This window comes from Paenibacillus sp. SEL1, assembly GCF_054602535.1.
Genome location: NZ_CM137723.1, coordinates 3,022,722 through 3,046,513, shown reverse-complemented (window position 1 = coordinate 3,046,513; position 23,792 = coordinate 3,022,722). Strand labels below are relative to the sequence as shown.

The following is a 23,792-nucleotide window of genomic DNA, read 5'->3' as shown; positions in this document are numbered from 1 at the left end:
CTTCCAGCAATAAATTTACAATTTCCAACATCATTGATGAATCTTGTTTAGATCATATTAAGAATCGTCTGTTGTTCTTGTTCGGGAACTTGCTTGGTAGTGAGAATAGTACGGATTAACTCTAACACCTCTGTATTAACTGCATCATAAACGGTATCATTCTTATTATCTTGAAGTTGATTGATCCAATTTCTAATCTGCTGACTAGGGTAAACAACCCCCTCCATATGTTGTTTGTAATCCCCATTTCTATTTCGTGCAATAAGCGCCGCTGCAAATCCTTCTTCCAGACACTCAAGTGTAACTTTGCGTGTAGTTTGTCGCTTACTTAACCACTGTTCCACTTCTTTGAAAGAAGAACTTGTATTAACAGAAAAAGTGGAGATACTAGGATACCTTTCTTTCATCAGCTGTCCAAGTACTTTCCTTGGGCCTAATTCTAACGCTATGGCGATGCCGTTCTGGTATAAATAATCCATCGTATCTGTCCAGCGTACGGGACTTATCATTTGCTTGTACAGCAAGTCATAAATTGTGAATTCATCGTGTGGTAAGGCTGTTACATTGGAAACAACCGGCCACCGCCCCTTGCGCAGCGGGAATTTTCTTAGTTCTACGGCAAGCTTATCTGCTGCAGGCTTCATTAAAATACTGTGAAAAGGCCCGCTTACTGTTAAATAGTTAACTTTACTATGTTCTAAGCGATTTATTTGCTCCACTATTCGACTCATAGGTTCTTTATGTCCCGATAGCACGTACTGATTGTCCGAATTGTGACAAGCAATAGATACAATACCACTATCTGTAGATATCTCTTGACATAAGCTCTCCAGGATGGAAACAGAAACATTCCCAACAGCAACCATAGTCCCTACACCGTTAACTAGAGTCTGCTGCATGAACATTCCTCGTTTTCTTACAATTTGAAGTCCATCTTGAAAAGAGAAAAACCCGCTACACACCAATGCTGAGTATTCTCCTAAACTATGTCCGGCCAACAGTTGAGGTTCTAGTTCCAGTATCTCTCTGCTAGCATAATATGCAGCAAGGCTGGCAGTAAGCAAGGCTGGTTGGGCATTCATGGTCTGAAGAAGATCATCAGGCTCTCCCTCAAAACAAAGTTTTGAGAGTTTAATTCCTAAAGTATCATCCGCTTCTTCGAATAAACGCTTTACCATAGTAAAATTATTCCATAGTTCTTTACTCATTCCTACAAATTGCGAACCTTGTCCAGGAAAAATGAAAGATACTTTATTCATCTGAAAACCTCTTCTCCAGTAAGCTTGTAAGATATCCTGAATATGTGCACTTTTCAAATTTAACTTCTGTTGCAAGTTATACCCTTTATAGTATTAAAGCAGAAATTAATCATATACATAAAAATAAACAAATAATTATTTTAAAATAAAATAGATAATATGTAAGAATCACGCTCTTTTAACACTTAGGCAGTTCGTATTAATAATTTATAATTCGCTATTCCAACCAATGTTTTACACCTTTTACGAATTAAAATAACTATTTATTTCAATAAAGTCAATGAATAAGTCAACCTTCAAATGTTACATTTTTGTAAATAACAGGTCATAAAATGTAGAAATTTGTTGATTGTTATTACATAACGTCGTTTTCTTGAAAGAATAGTTTTTTTTCATTATTTTCATTACATAAAAATAAATAAAATTAAAATATGCATCTGTTAAATATTTTTAAATAGATGATATATATACATTAATATTATATTTTGTATTTATCCGAATTATAATATTAAACTCTTTTTTTGAACCTTGCTCTTGAGCTAAGTTCACTCTAATTTGGAACTAAAAAAATTAAAGAAATATATTAGTCATATGTTCTTTACTCCATGAAGTTACTGCTTAGATCATAAACACTATTTATCATTTAAATAACTCAAATGAATTTTAAAAATGTATGCACAAAAAATCTACAGACTTCTCCAGCTAGCGAGTTGACAGTTTCCAACTGCCGCTCACCTGTTCCAGAAAAAAGACTGTAGATTTTATAGATACTCCTATTCACGTTATTATCGTTCACAGCTCAAGACCTAATTATAATCCTCCCAATAGCGATACTCCATTTCATTCTCACCTTTGGTGACGATGATCATATTTTCAATATGTCCCGTTTCTTTATTCGTTCGGTAGATCATGGTACGGGTTTCGCCCTCATCGGGTACAGAGAAAAGTACTTTGTCACTGAGCATGCCGCCGCCAATGCCGACGACGTGTTCCCCCCAGCCGGAGGCTGCGCCAGAACCGATGCCCGAACCTGCCCCACTAACTCCAGCCCCGCGCGACAAAATAAGACCTATTCCATATCCGGTGACGGTCTGGGCCGTTTTACCTAGAGCATGCTCTCCGGCGGATTGGGTATGCTTTTGGACCCAGTAATCGTATTTATCCGTATTTTGCTCGTAACTCACAACATTCCCTTTTTTATCTATAGATATATCCGTCTTGCTTCCGTCTTTACCTGTCAGTTCGGTGACGGCGACAAGGGAATCGGATGTGATCTTAGAGGTCTCTCCTGTATTGTAATCTGTACGGGTAACCGAGTCTTCATATTGCAGCTGCAGGACATTCATCTGATCGTGAATTTTCTGCATAACCTGCTTGTCGCCGATGGCCTCGGCATTTTTCAGTAGCTCCTCATATTGATGATATTTATCCGCGTCTGCCTGATCCCATTCGTCTATGTTTTTTGGCTGCTTGGCAATTTCTCCACCATGATCTCCAGCCTCTCCACTGCCTGCCAGCGCTGCGCTAGCGTTCATTGCCGCTGCTAGGGCTGTCCAGAAGCCACGTGTGCTTTCACCATCCGTATTTCTAAATTTCGAAGCGATGCTTTTCAGTTCAATTTCAATGGATTGAACCTTATGTAATACCGAAGAAAGTGTATATTTAGCCGTACGATAGTCATTATAAAAACGATTCCTCTCCATACCATCCCACTGGCTGTGAAGGCGGTTCATTGTGCTATCCAGGCCGTTTAACTGGTTATACAGTGTGCCGTGGGCATTGGCAAATTGGGAAGCCACGTTGTCCAGCTGCTCCGGTGTGACTTGGATTTTTGTCATGGTGATCACATCCCATCTAAGAAAATAGGAGATAGAAATTATATTTTACAGTAATCCTTATTTCATATTGTAAGCTATAGAGGTCGGACATTCATGAGGATTTATACGTATTTGTGTATTCAGAAGCAGTTCCTTTGATATAATGAATCCATATGAGTTCATTTCGACAATACATTATTGAAAGTCAGGTGTATGGACATGTCAGACAAAAAAATTATCTTTTTTGATATCGACGGTACGTTACTGGACGATGACAAGAAAATGCCATTAACGGCAGAAAAGGCCGTCTTTGCTTTGAAAGAGCTGGGACATGAGGTGGCCATCGCAACAGGCCGTGCGCCTTTTATGTTCAAAGATATCCGCGAGCAGTTAGAAATTGATTCCTACGTTAGCTTTAATGGGCAATATGTCGTGCTTCGCGGGGAAGTGGTCGCTACCAATCCGCTGAACAGAGAAGCCTTGCAAGCGATGACCGATCTGGCTCTCACACATAATCATGCTCTCGTATATATGGATCATATGGATATGAAGGCCAATATTCCTAACGATGAGCTTGTGGAGAGATCGGTCCAAACGCTTAAGGCCAAGATTTCAGTTGGATACGATCCACTCTATTTCCAGGGAAGAGATATTTATCAGACGCTGTTGATGTGTACAGCAGAAGAAGAGCCTTTCTATGAAGCGGTATTCAAAGCGTTTGACTTTGTGCGCTGGCATCCGAGTTCTGTGGACGTTGTTCCTCATTCTGGCTCCAAAGCGAAGGGCATCCGCGAAATTACGTCCAGACTGGGTATTGCCGATGAAAATCAATACGCCTTTGGCGATGGCTTAAATGATGTGGAGATGCTGACAGCTATACATAACAGCGTCGCGATGGGCAACGGCTGTGATGAAGCCAAAGCCGCAGCTAAAATGGTCACAAAACGCGCAGATGAAGACGGTATTTTGTACGGACTGCAAAAACTTGGTTTGTTAAGCTAACAGGATTGCTGATAGACTGGACATGTTTTGGAAAAAATAAAGTCTGTTTAAAGACTTACATATGAGAAAATAGGAGGTTGTCCTTAAATATGGAGACGGAAGGCTTACGCAATGTCGAACAGCTAGCCATGAAGAAGTACAAAATTTACAAGCAGAGCCTACTCCGGTATTTGGCACGTTCCATGCTGGCGAGTATGTTCATCGGGTTCGGCGTTATTGTAGCCTTCAAGACGGGCAACTTTTTTTACATGGAGCATTCTCCATTCACTTATCCCATGGCGGCACTCACGTTCGGAGCGGCCATCATTCTGATCGCTTACGGCGGCGGGGATTTGTTTACAGGTAACACCTTCTATTACACTTATGCTGCGCTCCGTAAAAAGCTGCGCTGGGGGCAGGTGCTTCGATTATGGGCTGCCAGCTATGGCGGTAATTTGCTGGGTGCGGGGGTATTTGCACTCCTTATTTACTTGACCGGGCTGTTTGACTCCTCCAGCGTGAACAGCTTTCTACTGAGTGTGGTTGAGCATAAAATGGAAGCGCCTGCAATGCAGCTATTCTTCCGAGCTATTTTGTGTAATTGGCTGGTCTGTCTTGCCTTTTTTGTTCCAATGTTTATGAAGGAAAATGGCGCAAAGATGTTTGCCATGATGCTGTTTGTATTCTGCTTTTTCATTTCGGGATATGAGCATAGTGTGGCTAATATGTGTACTTTCGCCATTGCGCTCGTACTGGACCATCCGGGTACGGTTTCTGTCGCTGGCGTGATCCATAATCTCGTTCCGGTCACGCTCGGAAATCTGGTTGGCGGCGTGCTGCTTATGGGGGTTATGTACTATTCGGTGAATCTCCCGTTTTTAGACGAGGAAGAACACTAAAAAAAGAAGCCGTGGGACTTAGGTTCCACGGCTTCTTTGCGTTATTTTAGTAATAGAGCAGGTGCTTTCTTGCCTTTTATCCTTCTTGAGCAGGAAAATGGATAAATTCCTCCAACTCCTTGAACAGCTTCTTGGGATTAACATTGTCAGGTACAACCAGAGTTAGCGGTTCATCCAGCTTCAGCACATACATGCCTAAAATGGATTTGGCATCTGCCATGCCGCTTTTGCCATGAATCCAGATATCATAGGTATAATTCGAAACGATTTGATTGATTTTTTCAATATCCTTAACGTCTTTTACCTTGATGGGTGTCATCATTGCACAGCACTCCCCTGCATTGAATTGGGGCTTATGAAACAAGCCTTAACATCACTTTACCCCATATGAAGCTTGTTGCAAAATCTTAATTTAGAAAATGACATGCGGCGCGGAGCTGATTTTCCAGTAGCTGCCGACCTTTTCAAAATTCACGGTGATTTTCTCATTCGCCTGCTTGGTTTCTGCCGGATAAGGCACGGTCAGCAGATAGCTGCGCTTCACCGGAGTCATGGTCACCATTTTCGCCGTAGCCCGGTTGAACTCTAGCAAATTGCCACCATCTGCGTTCAACTGAGCTAGTCTGCCGTTAACTTCAACGAAAAATTTACCGACAAATTGCTCACTGGCCTGCTTTGTGTAGGCCTGCGTCAGATAGCTGATCAGCTTGGTCTTCGTGCCGATATCCTCGGACAGATAGCAGTAGCTTTTACCATTCAACTGGAACGACTCACCCACCGGGCTGCCACCACTGATCGCATACTGATAACGAGACTGCGCCTCCAGCACAAGCGGAACCGCACTCTCGTGATTCAGCTTGTCCAGCTGCGTCGGTTTCACGCTGGAAGCCGCGGCTGCTGGCGCCGAAGTGGACGGCTGTTGCGGCTTAGACGGCTTCACAGTCGACGGTACGGACGGAGCAGCCGCTGGCGCTACCGATGTAGATGGACGCTGTGCTGGTGCAGACGGAGCTACTGGTGTAGATGGACGCTGTACTGGTGCAGACGGAGCTACTGGTGTAGATGGACGCTGTACTGGTGCAGATGGAGCTGCGGGTGTAGCGGCTTTGGCAGAACCTGCGGCTGCGGCCGGGGTCGAGGCGGCTGGAACCGACGGCGCTTGCGCCGGGGCTGGCGTCGTAGCCGACGCAGACGCTGCTGGTGCTGGCACCTGAGCCGGGGCGGATGCGGACGGACTGGCCACGCTCGGTTGCGTCGCTTCCGCTGGAGCGGTCACGACGGGCGCGGCAGCGGCGGCCTGCGCCACGCTCATAAGTGTGGCCGCAATGCATAGTGCGGATAGCTTCGTATTTATTTTCATACTCATATACACCTCCATAATCATATGTCTGCATAAACTGCACACGTCTCTATTATAAGAATTTCACTTCTCGATTGGGTTGCTAAATTGTTTCTTTTTGCCTTTTTTTGTTCATTCTGCACGAAGTTTGTCCGTATTTGCCGGGGACGGTTGTTCTGACTGTTTCAACTGCTTTGCCTCCATCTCTTCCAAGGATAGCGACAGTTGCTTAACAGATCGGTCCAGCTCCTCCAATCTGCGACTCAAAGTGACGAGGATGTATTTTAACAGAATTAGACTTAATGCAGCAGGGAATCCGACATTAGTTACGAGCTCGATCATGCCTTCAGTCGTTAAAGAACTCACAGATTCCGCCTCCTTTTTCATACATATGTTCCACCAATAAGAACTAACGTTCCCGTTTTTTATGGAAATCATACTATCTTGTGGGCTGTCATGGCAAAAAGAGCTCCAATTAGCTTGGAGCCCTCTCTGTTTTTGTTCATTCTACCTGCTTTCAGACCACTACCGAACGACATATCAAGGAGTATATATATTCGGCTGCTGGGGCTTGGACATCCCTTCTCCCAGATAAAATCCGGTGTGCGGCGGCTGATTATAAGCTACGTTCTGCCAAACAACACTCAGGCGATACACTGGATCATGCATAAGCGTATAGAATCGATGTTCTGACTCGTATGGTGTTGTGTAGATACGCAGCGCCGAATTATCACTTTTGCGCCAAATGACTTCCTCACGCCAGTCACCGAACAGATCGGCCTGCAAGGACGGCGTTCCTTTGGTTCCGTTATTGGAACTCGTTCCTGTTGCCGTAAGCAAGTTGGAAGTAGTGGAGTTCATATAGTTCCACTTGTCTATTTTTCCAGCGCTTGATGAGGTATGATCCAGCAGTTCACGGAAGAGATCCCCATCCCACCAGATGCCAAAATTAATGGAAGACGGTAGCGTGTTGGTAATGAGCTGCCCCTTAGCTGAACGCAAACCAATACCCGGTGCCCACTGCTCGTTCCCTCTGGTCCGCGGGTCAATGTCTGCCGACATGCCTCTTCCAGTATCCTTGCCTGTATTTACGCCCCATAAAATATTTCCATTACGCGGGTCGTACATGGCAGCTCCGTAGGTGGCATTTTTGTCCTCGTTCACCTTGAACACTTCATAACCTGAACGGTCGGGGTCCAGATCGCCAACATGAAGTGCATCTCCATGTCCCATCCCCGTGTTAGCCAGCTTCGCTCCGTTATCGTCTACAACCAGTGAGCCATACACGATCTCATCCTTATCATCTCCATCCACATCCGCCACGCTCAAACTGTGGTTCCCCTGTCCAGCCGTTCCAGCATTGGTGGAGCTGTTGCTGTCAAAGGTCCAGCGTCGGCTCAGGTTGCCGTTCCGCCAATCATATGCGACCAGAACGGTGCGGGTGTAATAACCACGTGCCATCACAATGCTGGGTCTCACGCCATCCAGATAAGCAGCCCCGGCGAGAAAACGATCTACACGGTTACCATAATTATCTCCCCAGCTCGATACCGTTCCGCGCGGTGGCACATAGTCGATCGTACTAAGAGCCTTGCCTGTATCACCTGAGAACACAGTTAGAAACTCGGAACCTTTTAAAATATATCCACTCGTGTTTCGATGATCAGCCGAAGCGTCCCCAATCTTCACACCTGCACCATCTACCGTGCCGTCTGCTGTTTTACATACGATCTCTGCTTTACCATCTCCATCAAAATCGTAGACGAGAAATTGTGTGTAGTGGGCTCCAGCCCGTATGTTACGTCCCAGGTCGATCCGCCATTTGCGTGTTCCATCCAGCTCATATCCGTCCAAAAATACATTTCCCGTATAACCGGATTGCGAATTATCCTTGGCATTGGAAGGGTCCCATTTTAACACAATCTCATACTCGCCATCTCCATCGAGATCCCCTACGCTGGCATCATTGGCGTGGTACGTGTAGTTCACATTATCCGGGGTGGTGCCTCCCGCGGGCTGCTGGATCGGAACATCCAGATAGTTGTTGTTCCATACCTTCACCGCAGGGGAAGCGGCCTGCTCTGCTCCATTGACCACGGCACGAACGGTATACGAAGATGAGGTCGTACCTGCCTTGTCCAAAAAGTTGGTTCTCGATGTAATCGGCGCATCGTTCACCTTGCTTGTCCCTCTGTACAAATTAAAGCCGACCGAATCCGCTTCCGTGCCCAGCAAGCGCCAGCTCACCAGTACACCCTCAGGCACCTTAACAGCGACGGCTCCACGGTTTAGCTTTTCCATTTGCCTCGTAGAGGCAGCAGAGACCTGGCTATCCATCGGGGTGACCACTCCACTCAACATGACACCGAGACAGAGCAACGCAGCATACCGAAACCTTTTGTTCATCTGAATCATTAGCTCCTTTCATGGTTTGTATTTTCAATAAATTTATTTTATGTGACTGATAAGTTATTGTTGTTTAAATTTTATGATAGCGCTTACATAAATGTAAAGGGACGAGCACGTCCTTTTTGTTCAAAAATCCGGGCTAATGCTTTAAAAATCAGAGGTCCATGAATAATCTTTCTTCATCCGCGATGCTCTGGATATCCTCCGAGCTGATGCTGATATACTGATAGCCCTCTGCCTGTTGTTTTTTCAATGCAAGTTCCTTCATAAAACGTGGACTGCCCTCTCCGGCATCCTCATCGTAAACAAGCAATAAACCGTCTGTTTTACGGAAAAGGAGTTCATCCCGTGCCTTGAGTTGCCATATTCCCTGATAGGGCTGACGACTGACTACTCCCACATAGTCAACTTCGGCACAAATCTGCTGAAAATATTCCTTTTTGTCCTCTTTCCATTTCTCTTCCATATTTTGATAAGCCATCATAATAGAGCATTTCAGGTGGGGATATTGCTGTTTTAGTGCAGTAACGACCTCACAGGCCCACAAATCCACCCCGTATTGACCGGGGGTAATCACCCATTCCAGCCCTTCTTCAATCAGGGGAATAAGCCTGCCTGCAATCGCCTTTTTAATATATGGAATGCCTTCGTGCTTCTGACTGAAAATATTCAGCTCATGGGCACGATAGCCCGAAACGAGCAAGTTTTTCATCTTCTCAACGTCCTTCTCCGATTATCATAAAGGTTATTGTACCACTTCAGAGCAGCCTACTAAACACTTCGTTTTTTGGAGGAACGAATTGTATATAACGCAAAAGACGAACCTCTTCCAATTGGGCTGGATCAGGTTCGTCTTTTGGAGTTTGGTGCTAGTTCTGAATGGATGGTTTACCCATCGCTATTATCCTTTTCCATTCCATATCACTCCTCAGACGATTTTATGCGGACATCTTTAATTCTAATGTTGCTACTAAATATACCGGCATCACTGCTTAGCTTGAATGACGGGTAACTAGGGTCTGCCTCAAGCCGCATTCTGCTATCGAACTGCTGCTCCTGCTGGCGATCTACCCAAAAAGAATAAGGCTCAGACTGAACTACTTTATCAGTTGCATTCGGCGTAGTGACAACCAAGATGACAAGTACGCCATTGCATCCGCAATCCTCGGTGTCATAAAACAACTTGAACATTCCCGGTCGTCCTGAAAGGGCCATTTCTAGCCTTTCAACGGACAAGGAATCCAATTCTAAATGTATGCTCATGAGATGAATTCTCTCCTTTGTAAATGAGATGTTTGGAACCGTCAGCTCCATAAAGACTAAATTTTAACTATGTGTTCATTATAGTCATGTTTTAGTATGTGTCTATGTGACTGCACTCACTGCTATCAATGAACTCTTACCTAAAAAAGGCAACCCGATTACACCGGGTCACCTCCGTCATCGCTCACCCTATCTAAACTAACATTCTAGCCACAACTCTACCCTTTGTAAAAAGGATTATGACCTGTGCCTTTGCCCGATGGCATCGCCCCAGGCACACCGTCCGCTTCCAGCAGCGGACGGACAATGAGCTTCACCGGCCACTCCCTGCTCTCGAATACCGCTTGGAGCAGCTCGGCCCGGTCAGCTTCGGGAAGCGGCACCACCCGTAGCGCTTCCTTCCACGCCTGCTCGGTAATATCCCATAACTTCGCTTCCGGGATAGGATACACCTCGCTTAGCGCTTCCATGATTGCAGCCAGGTTCACCTGCGTACCCAGCGACTGCACGTAGAAGATCAGCTTGCGGATCGTCTCATTATACAAGCTGTTCGAGTATCCTGGCCGAATATGATAACCTGGGTCCGCAATGCCGTGTTTGTCCAGATACGGCTGATGCAAACGAACGGAGTCGTGGTCACGGAATAACAGGCTGTTCACCTGTCCGTCCTGCAAGACCACGCAGCAGTTCTGACCGTGAATTTCGGGTACAACGCCTACCTTGAACAGCCGCATCACCACATCATAGAATAACGCCGTCAGATCGGTGTAGAATCCTATAACCTCTTCACTGGTTAATTCTCTGCCCAGCAGGTCGGATAACATATGGCGACCTTCCAGCGTCACCCCAAGCGCAGCCATGGGAATGACCTGCACACCTTCTTCCAGCAACTTTGGCGGATAGATGCGAATCTGGGCGGCCAGATGGCGAGGATGATCATCGAACAATCCCATGGATTCAGGCATGTATCCCCACCAGTTCCGTTCCTCGCAGAGCCACACTTTACCTGCGAGCGATTCATCACAGGCCACCGCCTGTCGTAACATCTTCTCCCCAGCCAGACCATTCAGCAGCTTCACCACCGGGAGATAGCGGGCGGCCCCGAGAGACAACACACTGACCGGAAGCTTGAGCATCTGTGTGGATTCCTCCATCGGAGCCATCGAGCGCAGGGACGATGTCGCCTGCACCTCTCCCAATTCGATATCCAGTACAATGATGGTGCCGTCCGCGATTTCTCCAGTAAAACGCGGCAAGATGATATGCTCCATCTGCCATGGATGTACTGGCATGGGCATGTATTCTTGCAGATTCAGGCCTTTCCGGGCCAATTCTGCTTCCAGCCTGCTCCGCTGTTCTTCATCCAGTACATCCAGTGTGGACAGCCCTTCCTCACATCCCTGTTGTACGGCATCCCAACGCACCGCCACCCATCGCAGCGGGATCTCCTTCCTGAATTCCGCTGCATACCGGACCACATCCGCTTCCACGAATCCCACCTTGGCCTTAGAGGTGGGGTGAAATGGACGATCTCGCAGCGCTGCAACCTGCTCTCCCTTGATAAACCAATCGTAGGCATTGAACGGAACTTGTTCTCCCAGCCCTTGCACCTGCTGGAGTCCCAGTGCCAATTGCTCGGTGGCTATTTCCACGCCTGCCAAGAATTCCACAACCCCGGGATGCGCGTATGCTTCATCGGAAAGCGTCATCCGAAGCACAGCCTGTCCTACGACTGCTGGAGATTCAAGAAGCTTCCAGCCTCCATCCGGTGTCTCTCCATAGACAGGTGAACCTTGTACCCATTGATATCCCTGCCTTTTTCCTGCTTCCACCAGAAACAAAATCCCTTTCAGATGCAGCATAAGCTGTCCACTATGCCTACCTGTTCCATTCTCATCCTGCTTATCCTTGCCTGCGACATTGCCGTCGAGTCCGTCAGCTATTCCTCGTCCGCTCTGCGGAGGACCTCCATTACCATCCCCCAGAAACATTCGGCGGAACGGTTCTGGTGAAGTAGAGAGTTTAATGAACGGATGCCCTTCCAGCGGAAGTAATTTCTCGGCCAGAAATGCATTGATCAGATCCTCCATAATCCGCCGCTCAGCGTCTTGCAGACTGGCACGCTTCATCACTGTTGACATGGTTGTTGTCCTCCGTCAAATAATGGAATGCCGGGTGCGGATGACCCAGAAAATCATGATGCGAGATGGTCCAGCAATAGGCTCCCGACTTCTCGAACACAACAACATCGCCTACACGTAGCCGCTCTACTTCCGCATCTGAATGCATACGATCCTTGGGTGTGCATAGTTCTCCGACCACGTGAACTTTGTTGTCCCGTACCTCTGGTCTTGCAAACGAATGCCCCCAACGGTCCGTAGACATAATGTGAAATGGATGGTTGTGTCCCCATGACGCGGGCAGACGATTATGATGTGTACCTCCTCTTAACACGGCAAAATGCTGACCATGCGATGTTTTGATATCCGTAACCTCTGCCGCATAATAACCGTGGTCAGCGACAAGCATGCGACCCGGCTCGAAATACAACTGTATGCCGCGTGAAGCAAGGCGCCCTCTAGCTTCACTTCGCTCAATCAGGGATGTGAACAGGGACCAGTCGAACCCGGGGCTACCATCATATGTGACACCAAACCCGCCTCCAGCGTTAATTACTTCAAGATGCAGGTCATATGTCTGCTGCCACATCTCCGCCTTTTGCAAATACAGCTCGATCATCTCGGCATGCAGTCTTGCGTCCACATTGTTCGATAACGAGTGAAAATGAAATCCGCATAAACGCACCGAACCCGCACCTTCCTCACGAATGACCCGGACTGCTTCCTCCACGCTCTCCTCATCCATGCCGAATGGACTCGGACCACCGCCCATTACAATCCGGGTCCGTGGCAATGTGCTACTTCTCAGATTGATCCGCAGCAGAATGCGAACTTCCTCTCCTCTCCTTGTAGCAATGGCGATGACACGCCGCAGTTCCAGCAGGCTCTCCACATGAATAAAACGCACCTTATGCTCGATAGCCTGCTTCAACTCATTCTCTTTTTTCCCCGGACCACCAAACAGGATTGGAACCTCGCTACTTACGCTCCTCACCTTGAGCAACTCGCCAATGGAAGCTACCTCGAACCCGTGAACCCAGGGCAGCAAAGCCTCAATAATTCGAGAATCGGGATTGGCCTTTATGGCATAGAACAACCGTATGCCTCCGGGCAGCGTGTGCAGCATGTGACGGACCTGCTTCTGAATACCAGCCAGATCGTAGACATAAGCACATACCGGGTCTTCACTATCTCTTTGCAGTTCATGGATCATATTCCATACGCTTGATTTCATATCAGTCCACCCGCATTTCCATAGTCATTCCGTTTCTGTTCGTACGCCCGAAAAGCCGTATTCCGGTCATCGCCCAACACGTATATGTATACCCCCCGTTCCGCCCACAGCGCCATGCCTTCCTTGCTTCTGGCCACCGTTGCATACGGTACCTGGCACTGCTTCGCGGCTTCATGTAATGCACCTAGCGAACGTTGCACGTCTGGATGTTCCGTCTGCCACGGTACGCCAAGTGATTGCGACAGATCTGCCGCCCCCTCTAGGACCCAGCTCACCTGGGGATGAGATAGAATGCTCGCACTTTGCCGGACGCCCTCCACACTTTCGATCATCGGTACAACCATCACCTGTTCATTCGCTTCCTGAATATACCCAGTGAGTGGATACTTGCCGAATACCCCCGGACGCCCACTGTTCAGACTCCGCATGCCAAGCGGATGATAATACGCATGACGAACCGCTTCCTCCACCTGCTCCCGCTGTTCCACATGAGGTATGACGATGCCTTGTGCGCCGCAGTCCAATACCTTTAGAATCTCTGCTCGCTCTACCTTCGAGATGCGTACCAGCGGGGTCATCCCTGCCAGTTCCGCAGCACGAACCAGCTCTTCCACCGATTCCATATTCGTTACGGCATGTTCCAGGTCGATAATTACAAAATCATACTCCGCATGTCCAATCATCTCGATGATGACTGGATGCGGGATAGAGACAAAAAGGCCGAACACTGGCTGTTTACGTTCAATTTTCTCCTTCAGCGTGTTGGTTCTCATCCGAAAACGTCCTTCGCCAACTTCAACGGATTGCTGACCTTACGGAAATACAACTCCCCGTCCCCATACAGGCGGCGCTTGGTCATCTCTTCAATCAGCGCATCCTCGGCAAAAAGATCAAACCAGTCGAACCGCTCCTCATACTCCGGGTGCTCCCGCTGGTAGTCCATAATCGTAGCCGCGCACAGTTGCCAGAACGCTTCTTCCGTCAGACCGAACTTCTCCAGCGTCAGCGCAATATCCGTCATGCAGATAAAAAAGAACGCATCATACGTATAGTCCCGGACTTCCGACACATCACTTGCGTAGATAAAGGAATACCGATTGAACTTGCGATGGGTCTCCGGTTCGGGGTGCAGCTTCGGGGCTCTTTCTGGGTTCAGCAACTTCTCGGGTACATAGCGGACACCATCGTGAAGATCCTTGATGATGATCCGTTTCGGTAGTTCATTTTCCAGCACCAGAATGATATTCTGGGCATGCGATTCCAGCGCAATGCCGTGTGCATAGAGCAGATGAATAATGGGCAGCGATACCGTTCGAACGAGGGCTTCACTCCACTTCTGAATGCCATGACGCTCAACTGCACCCTGGATAAACGGTACCCCGTTCGACTGTACTAGCATAAGTGCATTTAAGGGCCAAGCTGTCTCGCCTTCTTGCAGATGAACAGATACATTTTCACGCCAGATCGCCCCGATTGTGCCATACGCTCGTTCATACTGGATTGCAGGCAAGTTCTCGTACCGGAGCGTGAGTCCCATGATTTCTTTCAGAATGGCAAACTGTTCCCGTTGCAGCAACTCATCCTCCCGAATCAGTGCTTCCAGCCAGTCGCTGATCAGCGGTGCATTCTGGGTCGTGTGTTGTGCGAGAATACGTGTACTGGACGTATTGGTAATACTCAGTGCCAGCTTGAGATAAGGCGCTTCTGGATTCATTCGGTTCGACAGGGAACGAATGGACTGCTGGGCGCGATAAGCTGCTGCCGAAGGGCCGAGAAAAACGATATCTTTGTCCATTCGTTGCCGGGCAAACACCGATTCCAGCTGGTGTTCCCATTGCCATGGATGAACAGGAATGAATATATAGCGATTCCCCTCAGTATCTTCCGACTGAAGCATCCGATCAAATCGGCTGATATCCGCCTCTGTGAGATGTTGTCTCACCAACTGTTCTGACGTGTAGCCTGTGGAGAGAGCCGTTTGCACAAGTCCTTCTTTCACGGCAATCCAGTATACGGTCACATCCGAGTTAAACTCTGGACCGTAAGCAAGATTGTCTTTTAGGGTGAAGCCAAGCCTCGACTTATAGCTTGGATGGTAGAGATGACCGTCGCTCATATGGCTTTCGAGGGCATCATAGTGTCGGTCTTTATCCGGAATCTTCTCAGGCAGCAAAGCCCGGCACTGGCTGTCCTTCGCCATCGTCTCCAGCAATTCCTGAATGAAGGCCGTCACATTCGCACCCTCTAGAAGGTTCAGTACCATTTCCTCCAGAAACAGATCCAGATCGGTGCAGGGCACGCCCTCTCTTCGAATCGAGCCCTTCGCCACCTTCACTCGGCCAAATGAAAATTTCTGCACCGCCTCACAGCTGTATGTCACAGCCTGCCCTGACGTATTCCGCCCCACAGTGCGCCATTCGTTCCCATCCACCTTACAGTCAAGGATACCCTCGAACCACATGGCTTCCAGCGTCTGCCGCATGATCCGTTCCTGTACATCCGTGTATACTGCCGTCTTGTGATCTTTCTCAGCCCTGTACCCTATGAACCCCACGCCACTTCACTCCCTATTCGGTTCATTATATTGCTCACCGGCACATACGCCGGGGTCTGACTGATCCCCCTGAGACAGCTCACCAGATTTTGTTTCGCCAGAAAACTGTCCGCGGTCAGCAAATGCTGCACATATACGTTTCCAGTTCGGTCTAGTTCCTCCACCAGCACTTCGCGGACCTTTGCCCAGAAATGTTCCTCCGGTACGTTCACATCCCTTGCCATCGCATGAATGAGGGAACCCAAATGATTGATGATAAAGTAATAGGATGTCCTCCCCCAAGCCTTGTCCCGTGGATAAAACAACAATCTAGAGGGATCGGTATCCACCTCATGCATCAGCTCCTCATCGACACTGACTCCTTCCAAGTCACGCACGATAAATGCCTCAGGCATTCCGTCTCTTAGCGTCACGAGAGTATTTTGCAAATGAGCTTCAAAGTGAATGCCTCGCTCTCCGGCCGCTCGTACAATGGGCAGCAAAGACAAGGTCAGATAACGTGCAAACCAGCGCTCGGCTTCAGCACGTACGCCACCCAGCATCGTCATGAGTCGTGATTGCATTCCCGGCAAGGGAGCTTCTACCAGACTCGACAGGACATATGTACATTCCGGGTCAAACTCAATCGGTCTGTATGCGACAGTAAAAAAACTCGTTAATTCTTCCCCCTGAAAATCACAAGTGGCTACACCTGTCTCATAGGCAATCTGCGTATGCTGATCTGGACCGAAGCAATTCTGCTGCCTCACGTACCTGGAGGCGTCCAGCGTCCTTCGCATCTGCTCCGCACTATTGGTGCGAATCATGTTGGTAATCTGTATGTTCAGCGACAGCTTGATATTGCAATTTAGCTCTGGAATATAGACGGTGCGTACCGAGGAGGTCGGATAGGCCTTCGGTCCACAGCTGCCTATCGGAATGAGTTTCCTGTCCAGAATATACTGCTGGACCTCGGACAAGCTCAACACGTACGTATACTGCCAGGGATGGACAGGCAGCAGTTCATACTCATCCCCATGCTCACCGCACTCCGCTTCCCAAACTTGTTCCACATGCCCGTGCAGGCTGGCATGCAGATTGATCCTGGTGGGATCATCTACCCATTCCTGCCTATATACGTCCTTCCTCACAGCAACGTAACAGAGTTGGAACGAGGTACGCAGTTCCGGGCTGTACATCCGTACGTCGTGTTCAGTGAAACCTTTGGAGTTTTTGGGAAACGGGTGAAAGGGATGTCCATACACCAGAGACTGTTCGGAAGTACAGTAATCATATATGCCAAGTCCAGCAGCCTGCTCGATATACAGCGCAAGATTATTCACACTGTTATCTACCTTTTCCGCAAAATCACGCACAGCAGCCACACGGGTCAACCCACCTTGCTCATGCCGACTGTTTCCATACGCCGTGTCTTTACTCAGCTCCCGGGTGATCCAGCGAACCAGGTCCTGATAATGCACCGCTTGCCCGTGAAGCTGTTGTATGCTTCGGTACTCATGCTCACCCATAGCCGAGTAATACGCGAATTGTCCGGTTATCGTCACCCCGCTGGCCTGAAAAGCAACTGCGTACGTCATCGCATCTGGATTAATCCGAATGTCGCCCTCCTTCTCCACCGCAAGCTCCCGGATATAACAATTGAGCAGCAACTTACAAGAGTGTACATTCGCCTGCTGCTCTGCTTCAGACCTGAGCCTGTTTTCCATCTCGAACAATGTTGCCAACCTTCTTTCGGGTTATAAATAAAACGAGGGACAAGGCCAACAGGATGGCACAGCCGAGAGCCTACTAACCTCTTTCAGTGCCGCCCATCGGGCCATATTCGCTGGTGTTCCGACCCCGGCAAGTCTTTAGCAGACCTATCATCCAGAGACCTGCACTGGTGACCGGCAGCAGAATGCTGGATGGATGCCACCGCTTGCGGCGGGTGGGCACCACATTCGAATGTACCGACCACACCATAGGAGCGAGAACAAAGTAAGCGGGACATTGAGCCACAACAGGCAATGAATTGCCCTTATTCTGCAATCGACTTTTCGAAATGATGTTCCATTTGAAAAAGATATTCCAGGTACAATCGGACGACATCACGTGTGGTTCCCCCAAAGGGAAAGACATGGTGCGTCAGGTCCGGCAATGCGTTGACTTCCAGAATGCCTCCCTGATCTGCTGTCAGCGGCTGGCCGATATCCCCACAACGGATATCAATGCCAGCCACATCAATCTGGAGAGCTTCTGCGGCTTTAATTGCCATTTGTGCATTATCAGGAAAAATCGCTTCCGTACAGTCCACATAAAACTCACTAATGTTTCCGGCGGCCGAATTGCGAAGATCATATAGCTCGATCTCTCTTCCTGCCGCAGGTACCTCCTCCAACGTGATTCCCTGTCCAAGCAGAACCTTTCGCAAAGGCTCTGCGTCTTCATCAATCTTGGGAAAGGCCTCGAACTTCCCTATACGGGTCTGCTGGATTCGCTGCTGATTCAACATTCGAATCAACGCCCCGATGGTTGAGGTGCCGTCCCCTTCTACAAAGACAGGCCGATACTCATTTACTGCTGCCACTTCCCCGTTAATGATCAGTACCCTATAATCCAAACCCGTTATGAATTGCTGTAGCATGATGCTGTTACTATGGGTACCCGCCCGGGCAATAGCCGCTTCCAGTTCCTCGTTTGTTCGAACGTCCAGTGTCACACCTGCACTGCCGCTTGCGTCCAGCGGCTTCACTACAATGGAACGATGCAGTTTCAGAAACTGCGCTGCCTTGTCACCCATTGCCTCGATAACGATAAACGGCGGCACAGGCATTCCCCGCTCATGCAGTAGCATATTACATACCTGCTTGTTCTTAGCGAGCAGTCCAGCGATCAAGGGTAGACGATGCGATCTGGTTTTATTAATGACTCTGCGCTTGTCCCCATAGGACAATTCCAGAAAATCTTCACATTCTGCGAGAAGTGGCTCGCAGGTCATTCCCATTTCTCTTGCTTTGCTTATGATGAGTCGGTTTTGCAGATTATGAATTCCTTTCGGAAACAATGAAAATCCTCCCCGACCGAATGAAGGCGTTCGCTCCTGGTTGTGCTTTCATCGGATTGATTTGATAGAAACAATATTGATAATGATTATCAGTTTCAAACAAAATCTATTTTATGGCAATTTCATTCACCTTGTCAATAATAAGCTTTTTAGGAAAAAAAAGATGTTTTTGCAGGGAGAGAATCCCCAAATGAAGGATTGTACATGGAACAATGGGCACAATGTGGGTTATAACATCAATTGAGACTAATTAAATTATCGAATGAGACAGCTTATAACATCCAAATGAGACAACGCAAATGCCCGTAAAGCGAGTAAAGACGGGAATAAAATGAAAAAAGATATTTTAACAAGATGAGTATCGACTTGTGGTATTAACCGTCGGCAGAATTTTGTTCTTTTTCAATATACTTACGGGCCTATTTTAGGGAATTTACATTTTTATTATACTAATGACGGCTTTCCTGAAATAAGGAGAGCTTTTTTTATTCAATAAACGGTTAGTTGAAAAAAAGCATTGCAATAAATACTTGACTCTCCCCATTAGAGGAGACATTAAACTCAATTTGTAAGCTAATCAATTAAAAGGAGGAAGTCAAAATGAACTTAGATATTAGAGACATTAGAAAAGAGGATATAGAACCTATTAAAGCAATTATTGCAGATACTTGGAACGCAAAAGATTTTATCGAGGATGAGAGCATCATAAATGCAGCAGTTACAATGATGTTCATAAGTCCAATATTAAACAGAAGTACTTTTGGAAGAGTAGCTACATTAGATGGAGAAGTCATTGGTGTAATTTTTGGTTCAAGAGTTGGTGAAGCAACATCTTATAGATTGCTACAAGAAGATTATACAAGTGAATTGCTACAACTCTTAAATCTAAATGACATAGAACGAAAAGTATTTGTTGAACTCACCTCCATGACTAATGAGGCAAACAGCAAGTTAATTAGAGGAAAAGAAAATGAGTTTCAGGGTTGCTTAGAATTCTTTGCTGTTTCTGAAGAAGCTAGAGGAAAAAAGGTAGGAAAAAAATTATTTAACGGGCTCATCTCTTACTTAAGAGATACAAAAGCAAATAAAATTTATCTGTATACAGACACAATGTGTAACTATGGATTCTATGACCATAATGGGTTTGTCCGTCTTGATGAAAAAGCAACTGTATTTAATCTACCTATCGGTAAACTCGAAAATACAAATTTTATTTATGAATACAAACTTTAAGCTAAAAGTCAGTCCACTTCATTTACGGGGTGGGCTTTAGACTTATTTGAAATTGGGAGAAGTGATTATATTGATTAAAAACATCTGTCACTAAATAAAACATATAAACCTTATTACACGTCAAACTGTTTTTCTTCAAATATTCTTTTACTAATTGAAATGTTTCAATTTCAGTATCTCTCGTACAATTAACAGTTAAATATTCTCCCTTGGGTAATTCAGGTACATTAGAGGTATCTTTAAGTAGTCTATAATCATCTGATGTTATTAGACGAAATACATCACTGATTTCCCAATTATCATAGTGACATGAAAAAATTAATCCATACTGAAACGTATGGGCTGCAAATTCGCCTAATTTTTCATCTAATTTATCGAATGACTTTATCTTATTAAGTTCTCCACCTTGTGTAGGTAAACTTAAAAAGTATCTGTCTTCAAATGTCTGAATATTAAATCCATTGTTCATAAGTTCATCTTCAGATGAATGAATAGCTGCCCTTAATAGTTCTATTCGTTTATTAAGTTGTTCTAATTTCTTTATTTCTTTATGAATTTCTTCTTTTTTCTGTTCTAAGTAAAGTTTAAGGTAATTAGTATCGGCTTTAGCAAATAAGGCTTTAATTTCTTTAACACTTACATTACTTTGCTTACAAATTTTTATAATATCCAGATAGATGAATTGATCAATTGTATAATAGCGATAACCGTTATTGGAATTAATGTATGCAGGTATCAACAAGCCAATATTATGATAATAACGTAAGGCTTTTATCGTAACATTTTTTAATCTAGAAACTTCCCCAATTGAAAAACACCTTTTATTATCCATAAATTCCTCCGATAAGTCTTATGTGCGAAAGTCGTTCTGCTGATGCATCAATTCCTGTCCTCCTAATAAATCACAAATTGTACTCTTATTCAACTAACAGGGAGGTTAGTAAAATAGGAATTAAACGGTTACTATCAAAAAGAAGTTCAACATTTGCTAATAAACTTACCGAAACGTGAGAGAGGACCACGCGTCCATAAAAACATTAATACATTACTAGCTAAATATCTAAAAGACTGTGAAAAACAAAATAGATTGTGTTCTATGGAAGATTTCTTTGTTCAGAGTGGTATTTCTCCTGGAACACTACATGATTCTGGTTTAAATCATTTGATTGCTGCTTCAAGAAAGTCTTTTTAAGAGAAAGATGACGAGACTCAAATATCTAAGTGTTGGAAAGCTGCTGAGCAATTTGAGTCACAATAGAGAACAAAGAAAAACTCAAAAAAGCAATCGAATATTTGAAAAATCATGATATAGCTATTTCGAAATCTTCCGTTATGAGAATTTCGGGTATTCCAGCTCATAAATTAATGGGAGTAAATGGAATATCCGACTACTATAGTGAGTTATTGGAGAGAAAATAAGAGTCCTAAAAAGTTTTTTTATATTTCAAACTAGGCTGTGTCCTCAAACTGCTCAACGAGGAATAAATAGGTTAAAAAAATTAGATGAATACACGATACGAAATCCAAGATGTTTCCACCTGAAAGAAAACCACAAGTAGGACATACCTCCGTGGACAAGCGACACATACTAAATACTATGCTTTGGGCGGCTCAATTGGTGCTCCATGGAGAAATCCACCAGATACCTTAAGAAGCATGTCCTTAGACAATCCGCCCAAATGGCGGATTGGGCATATCCTTACAAGACGGCTCCTATTCATAATTTTGATGAACAAAGCCCCAACACATTTGTGCGGCTACTTTACTTAAACCCAGAAACAGTTGAAAACACCTCCAAAAATAGGATTAAACAAGTAATCATAATGTCTCACTGCATCTTATAGAAAAAGCACGTTTATCCTACTAGATGTTATAAATATATTTGATTAATGTTATAAAAACATTCTAGGCATGGTTTAGTCTCAATTGATGATATAACCCCCACACAACAAATAAGGCAAGTTCTGAATTTCGTTATGTCATAAGCTTGCCTGTGCTATTCGCTGTATTGAGATGCAATGAAGTATAGGCTGGGGATGTGGATGATAATCATCGGTATTAATGCTTTAATTTGGGGCAGGTGGGGCAGTAATCTTCTGGATCATCTGCGGCGAGATAATAGAAACAACAAGTTTTGCGTACACGAATAGGTGTATCTGAGACAGCTGTTGCCCGTTTGGGCGTATTAAACTGCTTGAGCGGGTTACGAGATTCACCAAAGAGATGCGCAGGTGCATCACAAATTAGATAATGGAGGTCCTCTTCGACACGTTGCTTTTCTTCAGGCGTGGCTCCTTCGGCAAACTTGTTCTCATAGAGCCAGTATACGTAAATGGCCGTGTTCTCCCACAGGACTGAACGGGAAATCCGGGTTGCCTTGGACAGCGATTGCCATACCTTAGCCAGATTGCCGGCGAACATCTGTTCAATCACCTGATCTCTCCATACGCCACGCTGATCCGCCTCTGGTGAGGTCGTCTGCCAATCGGTCAGCCGAGCCTTGGGAAGCCATGCCTCTCCCTGATAACTGGATTCAATCGTGCCGTTGGCAATCTCATAATTCAGGCCTTTGTTGAAGCGTGACATGGCATAGAGACCCGAAGCTGTGATCAAGTAAGTATATCGTTTAGCAAAGAGCGATACAGTAGCCGTTTCGGAGTCCGTCTCAAAGATGCCTCTCACCCCTTGCAAATAGTTCAGGCTTTTGGACGGGTCCAGCAAGTCCGTAAATGGCATCGAAAATGTACGATCTGTCGAAGGCTCCCAGGTCAGACGGTATTCGGCAGCCAAGGCCTGCATCTCTTGATCATCAAGCCAAGTGGCTGTAGCGTGTGGTTTCATTTAACTTCCTTCCCTTCCCGTGCGGAATGCACATGGGTGTGCCAAACAGCGGATCAACCGCAATGTCGCACTCCATCTGGAAGACCGCGCGGACCATGTCCTGCGTAACAATGTCTTCCGGTTTTCCTTCCGCGTAGATGGACTTGTTGTGGACAGCCACAATATGGTGAGCATAGCGACACGCAAGATTCAGATCATGAAGCACCATCACTATGGTGCGCCCCTCCTGTTCATTCAAATCGAACAGCAGATCCAGAATATCAATCTGATGGGTCATATCCAGATAAGTCGTTGGTTCATCCAGCAGCAGGGTTTCTGTTCCCTGTGCGAGTGTCATCGCAATCCAGGCGCGCTGGCGTTGTCCGCCAGATAATGCGTCCACGGGCCGATCAGCCAGAGCAGTCAGATGTGTGGATTCCAGCGCAAGCCTGACCATGCGTTCGTCCTCACAGGACCACTGTTTCAGCCATGTCTGGTGTGGGTACCGCCCTTGCCGAACCAGTTGGTTTACCGTCAGTCCCTCTGGAGCAGAAGGACCTTGCGGCAGAATAGACATACGTCTTGAAATTTCCTTGGTAGGCAACTTCGCAATCTCCTCGCCATCCAGCAGTACCGAGCCTGAACTGGACTTCAGCAGTCGCGCCATCGTTCGCAGCAAGGTGGACTTCCCGCAACCGTTGCTGCCAATCAGGACAGTAGTTTTCCCCTTGGGAATAGTCAGGTTCAAATTCTCTATAATAGGCTCTGCGCCATAGGCGATCGTAAGGTCCTTGGCTTCCAGAATACTCACAGCATTCTCC

At 46.4% G+C, this 23,792-nt stretch carries 20 protein-coding genes; 3 read left to right on the top strand and 17 right to left on the bottom strand.

Annotated features, from left to right (window positions below):
• Nucleotides 1–47: 47 nt before the first annotated feature.
• The gene (gene fabD, locus ACYCSE_RS13945; RefSeq protein WP_459698437.1) at nucleotides 48–1,259 is read right to left on the bottom strand and encodes an ACP S-malonyltransferase; all 1,212 of its coding nucleotides are present in this window, start codon (nucleotides 1,257–1,259) and stop codon (nucleotides 48–50) included.
• A gap of 806 nt (nucleotides 1,260–2,065) precedes the next feature.
• Nucleotides 2,066–3,097, bottom strand: coding sequence for a WXG100 family type VII secretion target (locus ACYCSE_RS13940; protein WP_459698436.1), 1,032 nt, complete (start codon nucleotides 3,095–3,097; stop codon nucleotides 2,066–2,068).
• Nucleotides 3,098–3,295: 198 nt separating this feature from the next.
• Here ACYCSE_RS13940 and ACYCSE_RS13935 point away from each other — a divergent pair, with 198 nt between their 5' ends.
• The gene (locus ACYCSE_RS13935; protein WP_254327137.1) at nucleotides 3,296–4,078 is read left to right on the top strand and encodes a Cof-type HAD-IIB family hydrolase; all 783 of its coding nucleotides are present in this window, start codon (nucleotides 3,296–3,298) and stop codon (nucleotides 4,076–4,078) included.
• A gap of 89 nt (nucleotides 4,079–4,167) precedes the next feature.
• Nucleotides 4,168–4,956, top strand: a complete 789-nt coding sequence (locus tag ACYCSE_RS13930; RefSeq protein WP_039272492.1) for a formate/nitrite transporter family protein — start codon at nucleotides 4,168–4,170, stop codon at nucleotides 4,954–4,956.
• Nucleotides 4,957–5,032: 76 nt separating this feature from the next.
• Here the strand turns inward: ACYCSE_RS13930 and ACYCSE_RS13925 are convergent, their stop codons facing one another.
• The 12 genes from ACYCSE_RS13925 to ACYCSE_RS13870 form a co-directional block, all read right to left on the bottom strand.
• Complete coding sequence (locus ACYCSE_RS13925) at nucleotides 5,033–5,278, bottom strand: HPr family phosphocarrier protein (RefSeq protein WP_023987189.1); 246 nt, start codon at nucleotides 5,276–5,278, stop codon at nucleotides 5,033–5,035.
• A gap of 90 nt (nucleotides 5,279–5,368) precedes the next feature.
• Nucleotides 5,369–6,316, bottom strand: coding sequence for a DL-endopeptidase inhibitor IseA family protein (locus tag ACYCSE_RS13920; RefSeq protein WP_459702518.1), 948 nt, complete (start codon nucleotides 6,314–6,316; stop codon nucleotides 5,369–5,371).
• A gap of 111 nt (nucleotides 6,317–6,427) precedes the next feature.
• Nucleotides 6,428–6,661, bottom strand: a complete 234-nt coding sequence (locus ACYCSE_RS13915; protein ID WP_023987187.1) for a hypothetical protein — start codon at nucleotides 6,659–6,661, stop codon at nucleotides 6,428–6,430.
• Between the two features lie 174 nt (nucleotides 6,662–6,835).
• A complete protein-coding gene (locus ACYCSE_RS13910; protein ID WP_459698435.1) occupies nucleotides 6,836–8,701 on the bottom strand; it encodes a rhamnogalacturonan lyase in 1,866 nt (621 codons plus the stop codon).
• Nucleotides 8,702–8,858: 157 nt separating this feature from the next.
• Entirely contained in the window at nucleotides 8,859–9,416 is a 558-nt protein-coding gene (locus tag ACYCSE_RS13905) for an SLOG family protein (protein WP_039272489.1), read from the bottom strand.
• A gap of 209 nt (nucleotides 9,417–9,625) precedes the next feature.
• The gene (locus ACYCSE_RS13900) at nucleotides 9,626–9,967 is read right to left on the bottom strand and encodes an iron-sulfur cluster biosynthesis family protein (RefSeq protein WP_069291208.1); all 342 of its coding nucleotides are present in this window, start codon (nucleotides 9,965–9,967) and stop codon (nucleotides 9,626–9,628) included.
• Between the two features lie 218 nt (nucleotides 9,968–10,185).
• The gene (locus ACYCSE_RS13895) at nucleotides 10,186–12,108 is read right to left on the bottom strand and encodes an IucA/IucC family protein (RefSeq protein WP_459698434.1); all 1,923 of its coding nucleotides are present in this window, start codon (nucleotides 12,106–12,108) and stop codon (nucleotides 10,186–10,188) included.
• Nucleotides 12,068–13,321, bottom strand: a complete 1,254-nt coding sequence (locus ACYCSE_RS13890) for a type III PLP-dependent enzyme (protein ID WP_459698433.1) — start codon at nucleotides 13,319–13,321, stop codon at nucleotides 12,068–12,070. Before ACYCSE_RS13890 ends, ACYCSE_RS13895 begins: the two co-directional genes overlap by 41 nt.
• Nucleotides 13,318–14,094 carry an HpcH/HpaI aldolase family protein gene (locus tag ACYCSE_RS13885; protein WP_459698432.1) on the bottom strand — a complete coding sequence of 259 codons (777 nt, stop codon included), beginning with the start codon at nucleotides 14,092–14,094 and terminating at the stop codon, nucleotides 13,318–13,320. The genes ACYCSE_RS13890 and ACYCSE_RS13885 overlap by 4 nt, the downstream gene beginning before the upstream one ends.
• Nucleotides 14,091–15,875, bottom strand: coding sequence for an IucA/IucC family protein (locus ACYCSE_RS13880; protein ID WP_459698431.1), 1,785 nt, complete (start codon nucleotides 15,873–15,875; stop codon nucleotides 14,091–14,093). The genes ACYCSE_RS13885 and ACYCSE_RS13880 overlap by 4 nt, the downstream gene beginning before the upstream one ends.
• Nucleotides 15,863–17,581: an IucA/IucC family protein gene (locus ACYCSE_RS13875; RefSeq protein ID WP_459702517.1), complete on the bottom strand. Its 1,719-nt coding sequence runs from the start codon at nucleotides 17,579–17,581 to the stop codon at nucleotides 15,863–15,865. The genes ACYCSE_RS13880 and ACYCSE_RS13875 overlap by 13 nt, the downstream gene beginning before the upstream one ends.
• 311 nt (nucleotides 17,582–17,892) lie before the next feature.
• Entirely contained in the window at nucleotides 17,893–18,918 is a 1,026-nt protein-coding gene (locus tag ACYCSE_RS13870; RefSeq protein WP_459698430.1) for an ATP-grasp domain-containing protein, read from the bottom strand.
• Nucleotides 18,919–19,518: 600 nt separating this feature from the next.
• On the opposite strand from ACYCSE_RS13870, the gene ACYCSE_RS13865 reads away from it, so the two are divergent.
• A complete protein-coding gene (locus ACYCSE_RS13865; protein ID WP_459698429.1) occupies nucleotides 19,519–20,151 on the top strand; it encodes a GNAT family N-acetyltransferase in 633 nt (210 codons plus the stop codon).
• A 22-nt stretch (nucleotides 20,152–20,173) separates the two neighbouring features.
• On the opposite strand, the gene ACYCSE_RS13860 is transcribed toward ACYCSE_RS13865, so the two are convergent.
• The 3 genes from ACYCSE_RS13860 to ACYCSE_RS13850 all read right to left on the bottom strand — a co-directional run bounded on the left by ACYCSE_RS13860 (nucleotide 20,174) and on the right by ACYCSE_RS13850 (nucleotide 23,782).
• On the bottom strand, nucleotides 20,174–20,983 hold the full coding sequence (locus ACYCSE_RS13860; protein WP_061830581.1) for a MerR family transcriptional regulator: 810 nt from the start codon (nucleotides 20,981–20,983) through the stop codon (nucleotides 20,174–20,176).
• 1,226 nt (nucleotides 20,984–22,209) lie between these two features.
• Nucleotides 22,210–22,992, bottom strand: coding sequence for an IucA/IucC family C-terminal-domain containing protein (locus ACYCSE_RS13855; RefSeq protein WP_459698428.1), 783 nt, complete (start codon nucleotides 22,990–22,992; stop codon nucleotides 22,210–22,212).
• Nucleotides 22,961–23,782, bottom strand: a complete 822-nt coding sequence (locus ACYCSE_RS13850) for an ABC transporter ATP-binding protein (RefSeq protein ID WP_025722914.1) — start codon at nucleotides 23,780–23,782, stop codon at nucleotides 22,961–22,963. The genes ACYCSE_RS13855 and ACYCSE_RS13850 overlap by 32 nt, the downstream gene beginning before the upstream one ends.
• Nucleotides 23,783–23,792 lie beyond the last annotated feature (10 nt).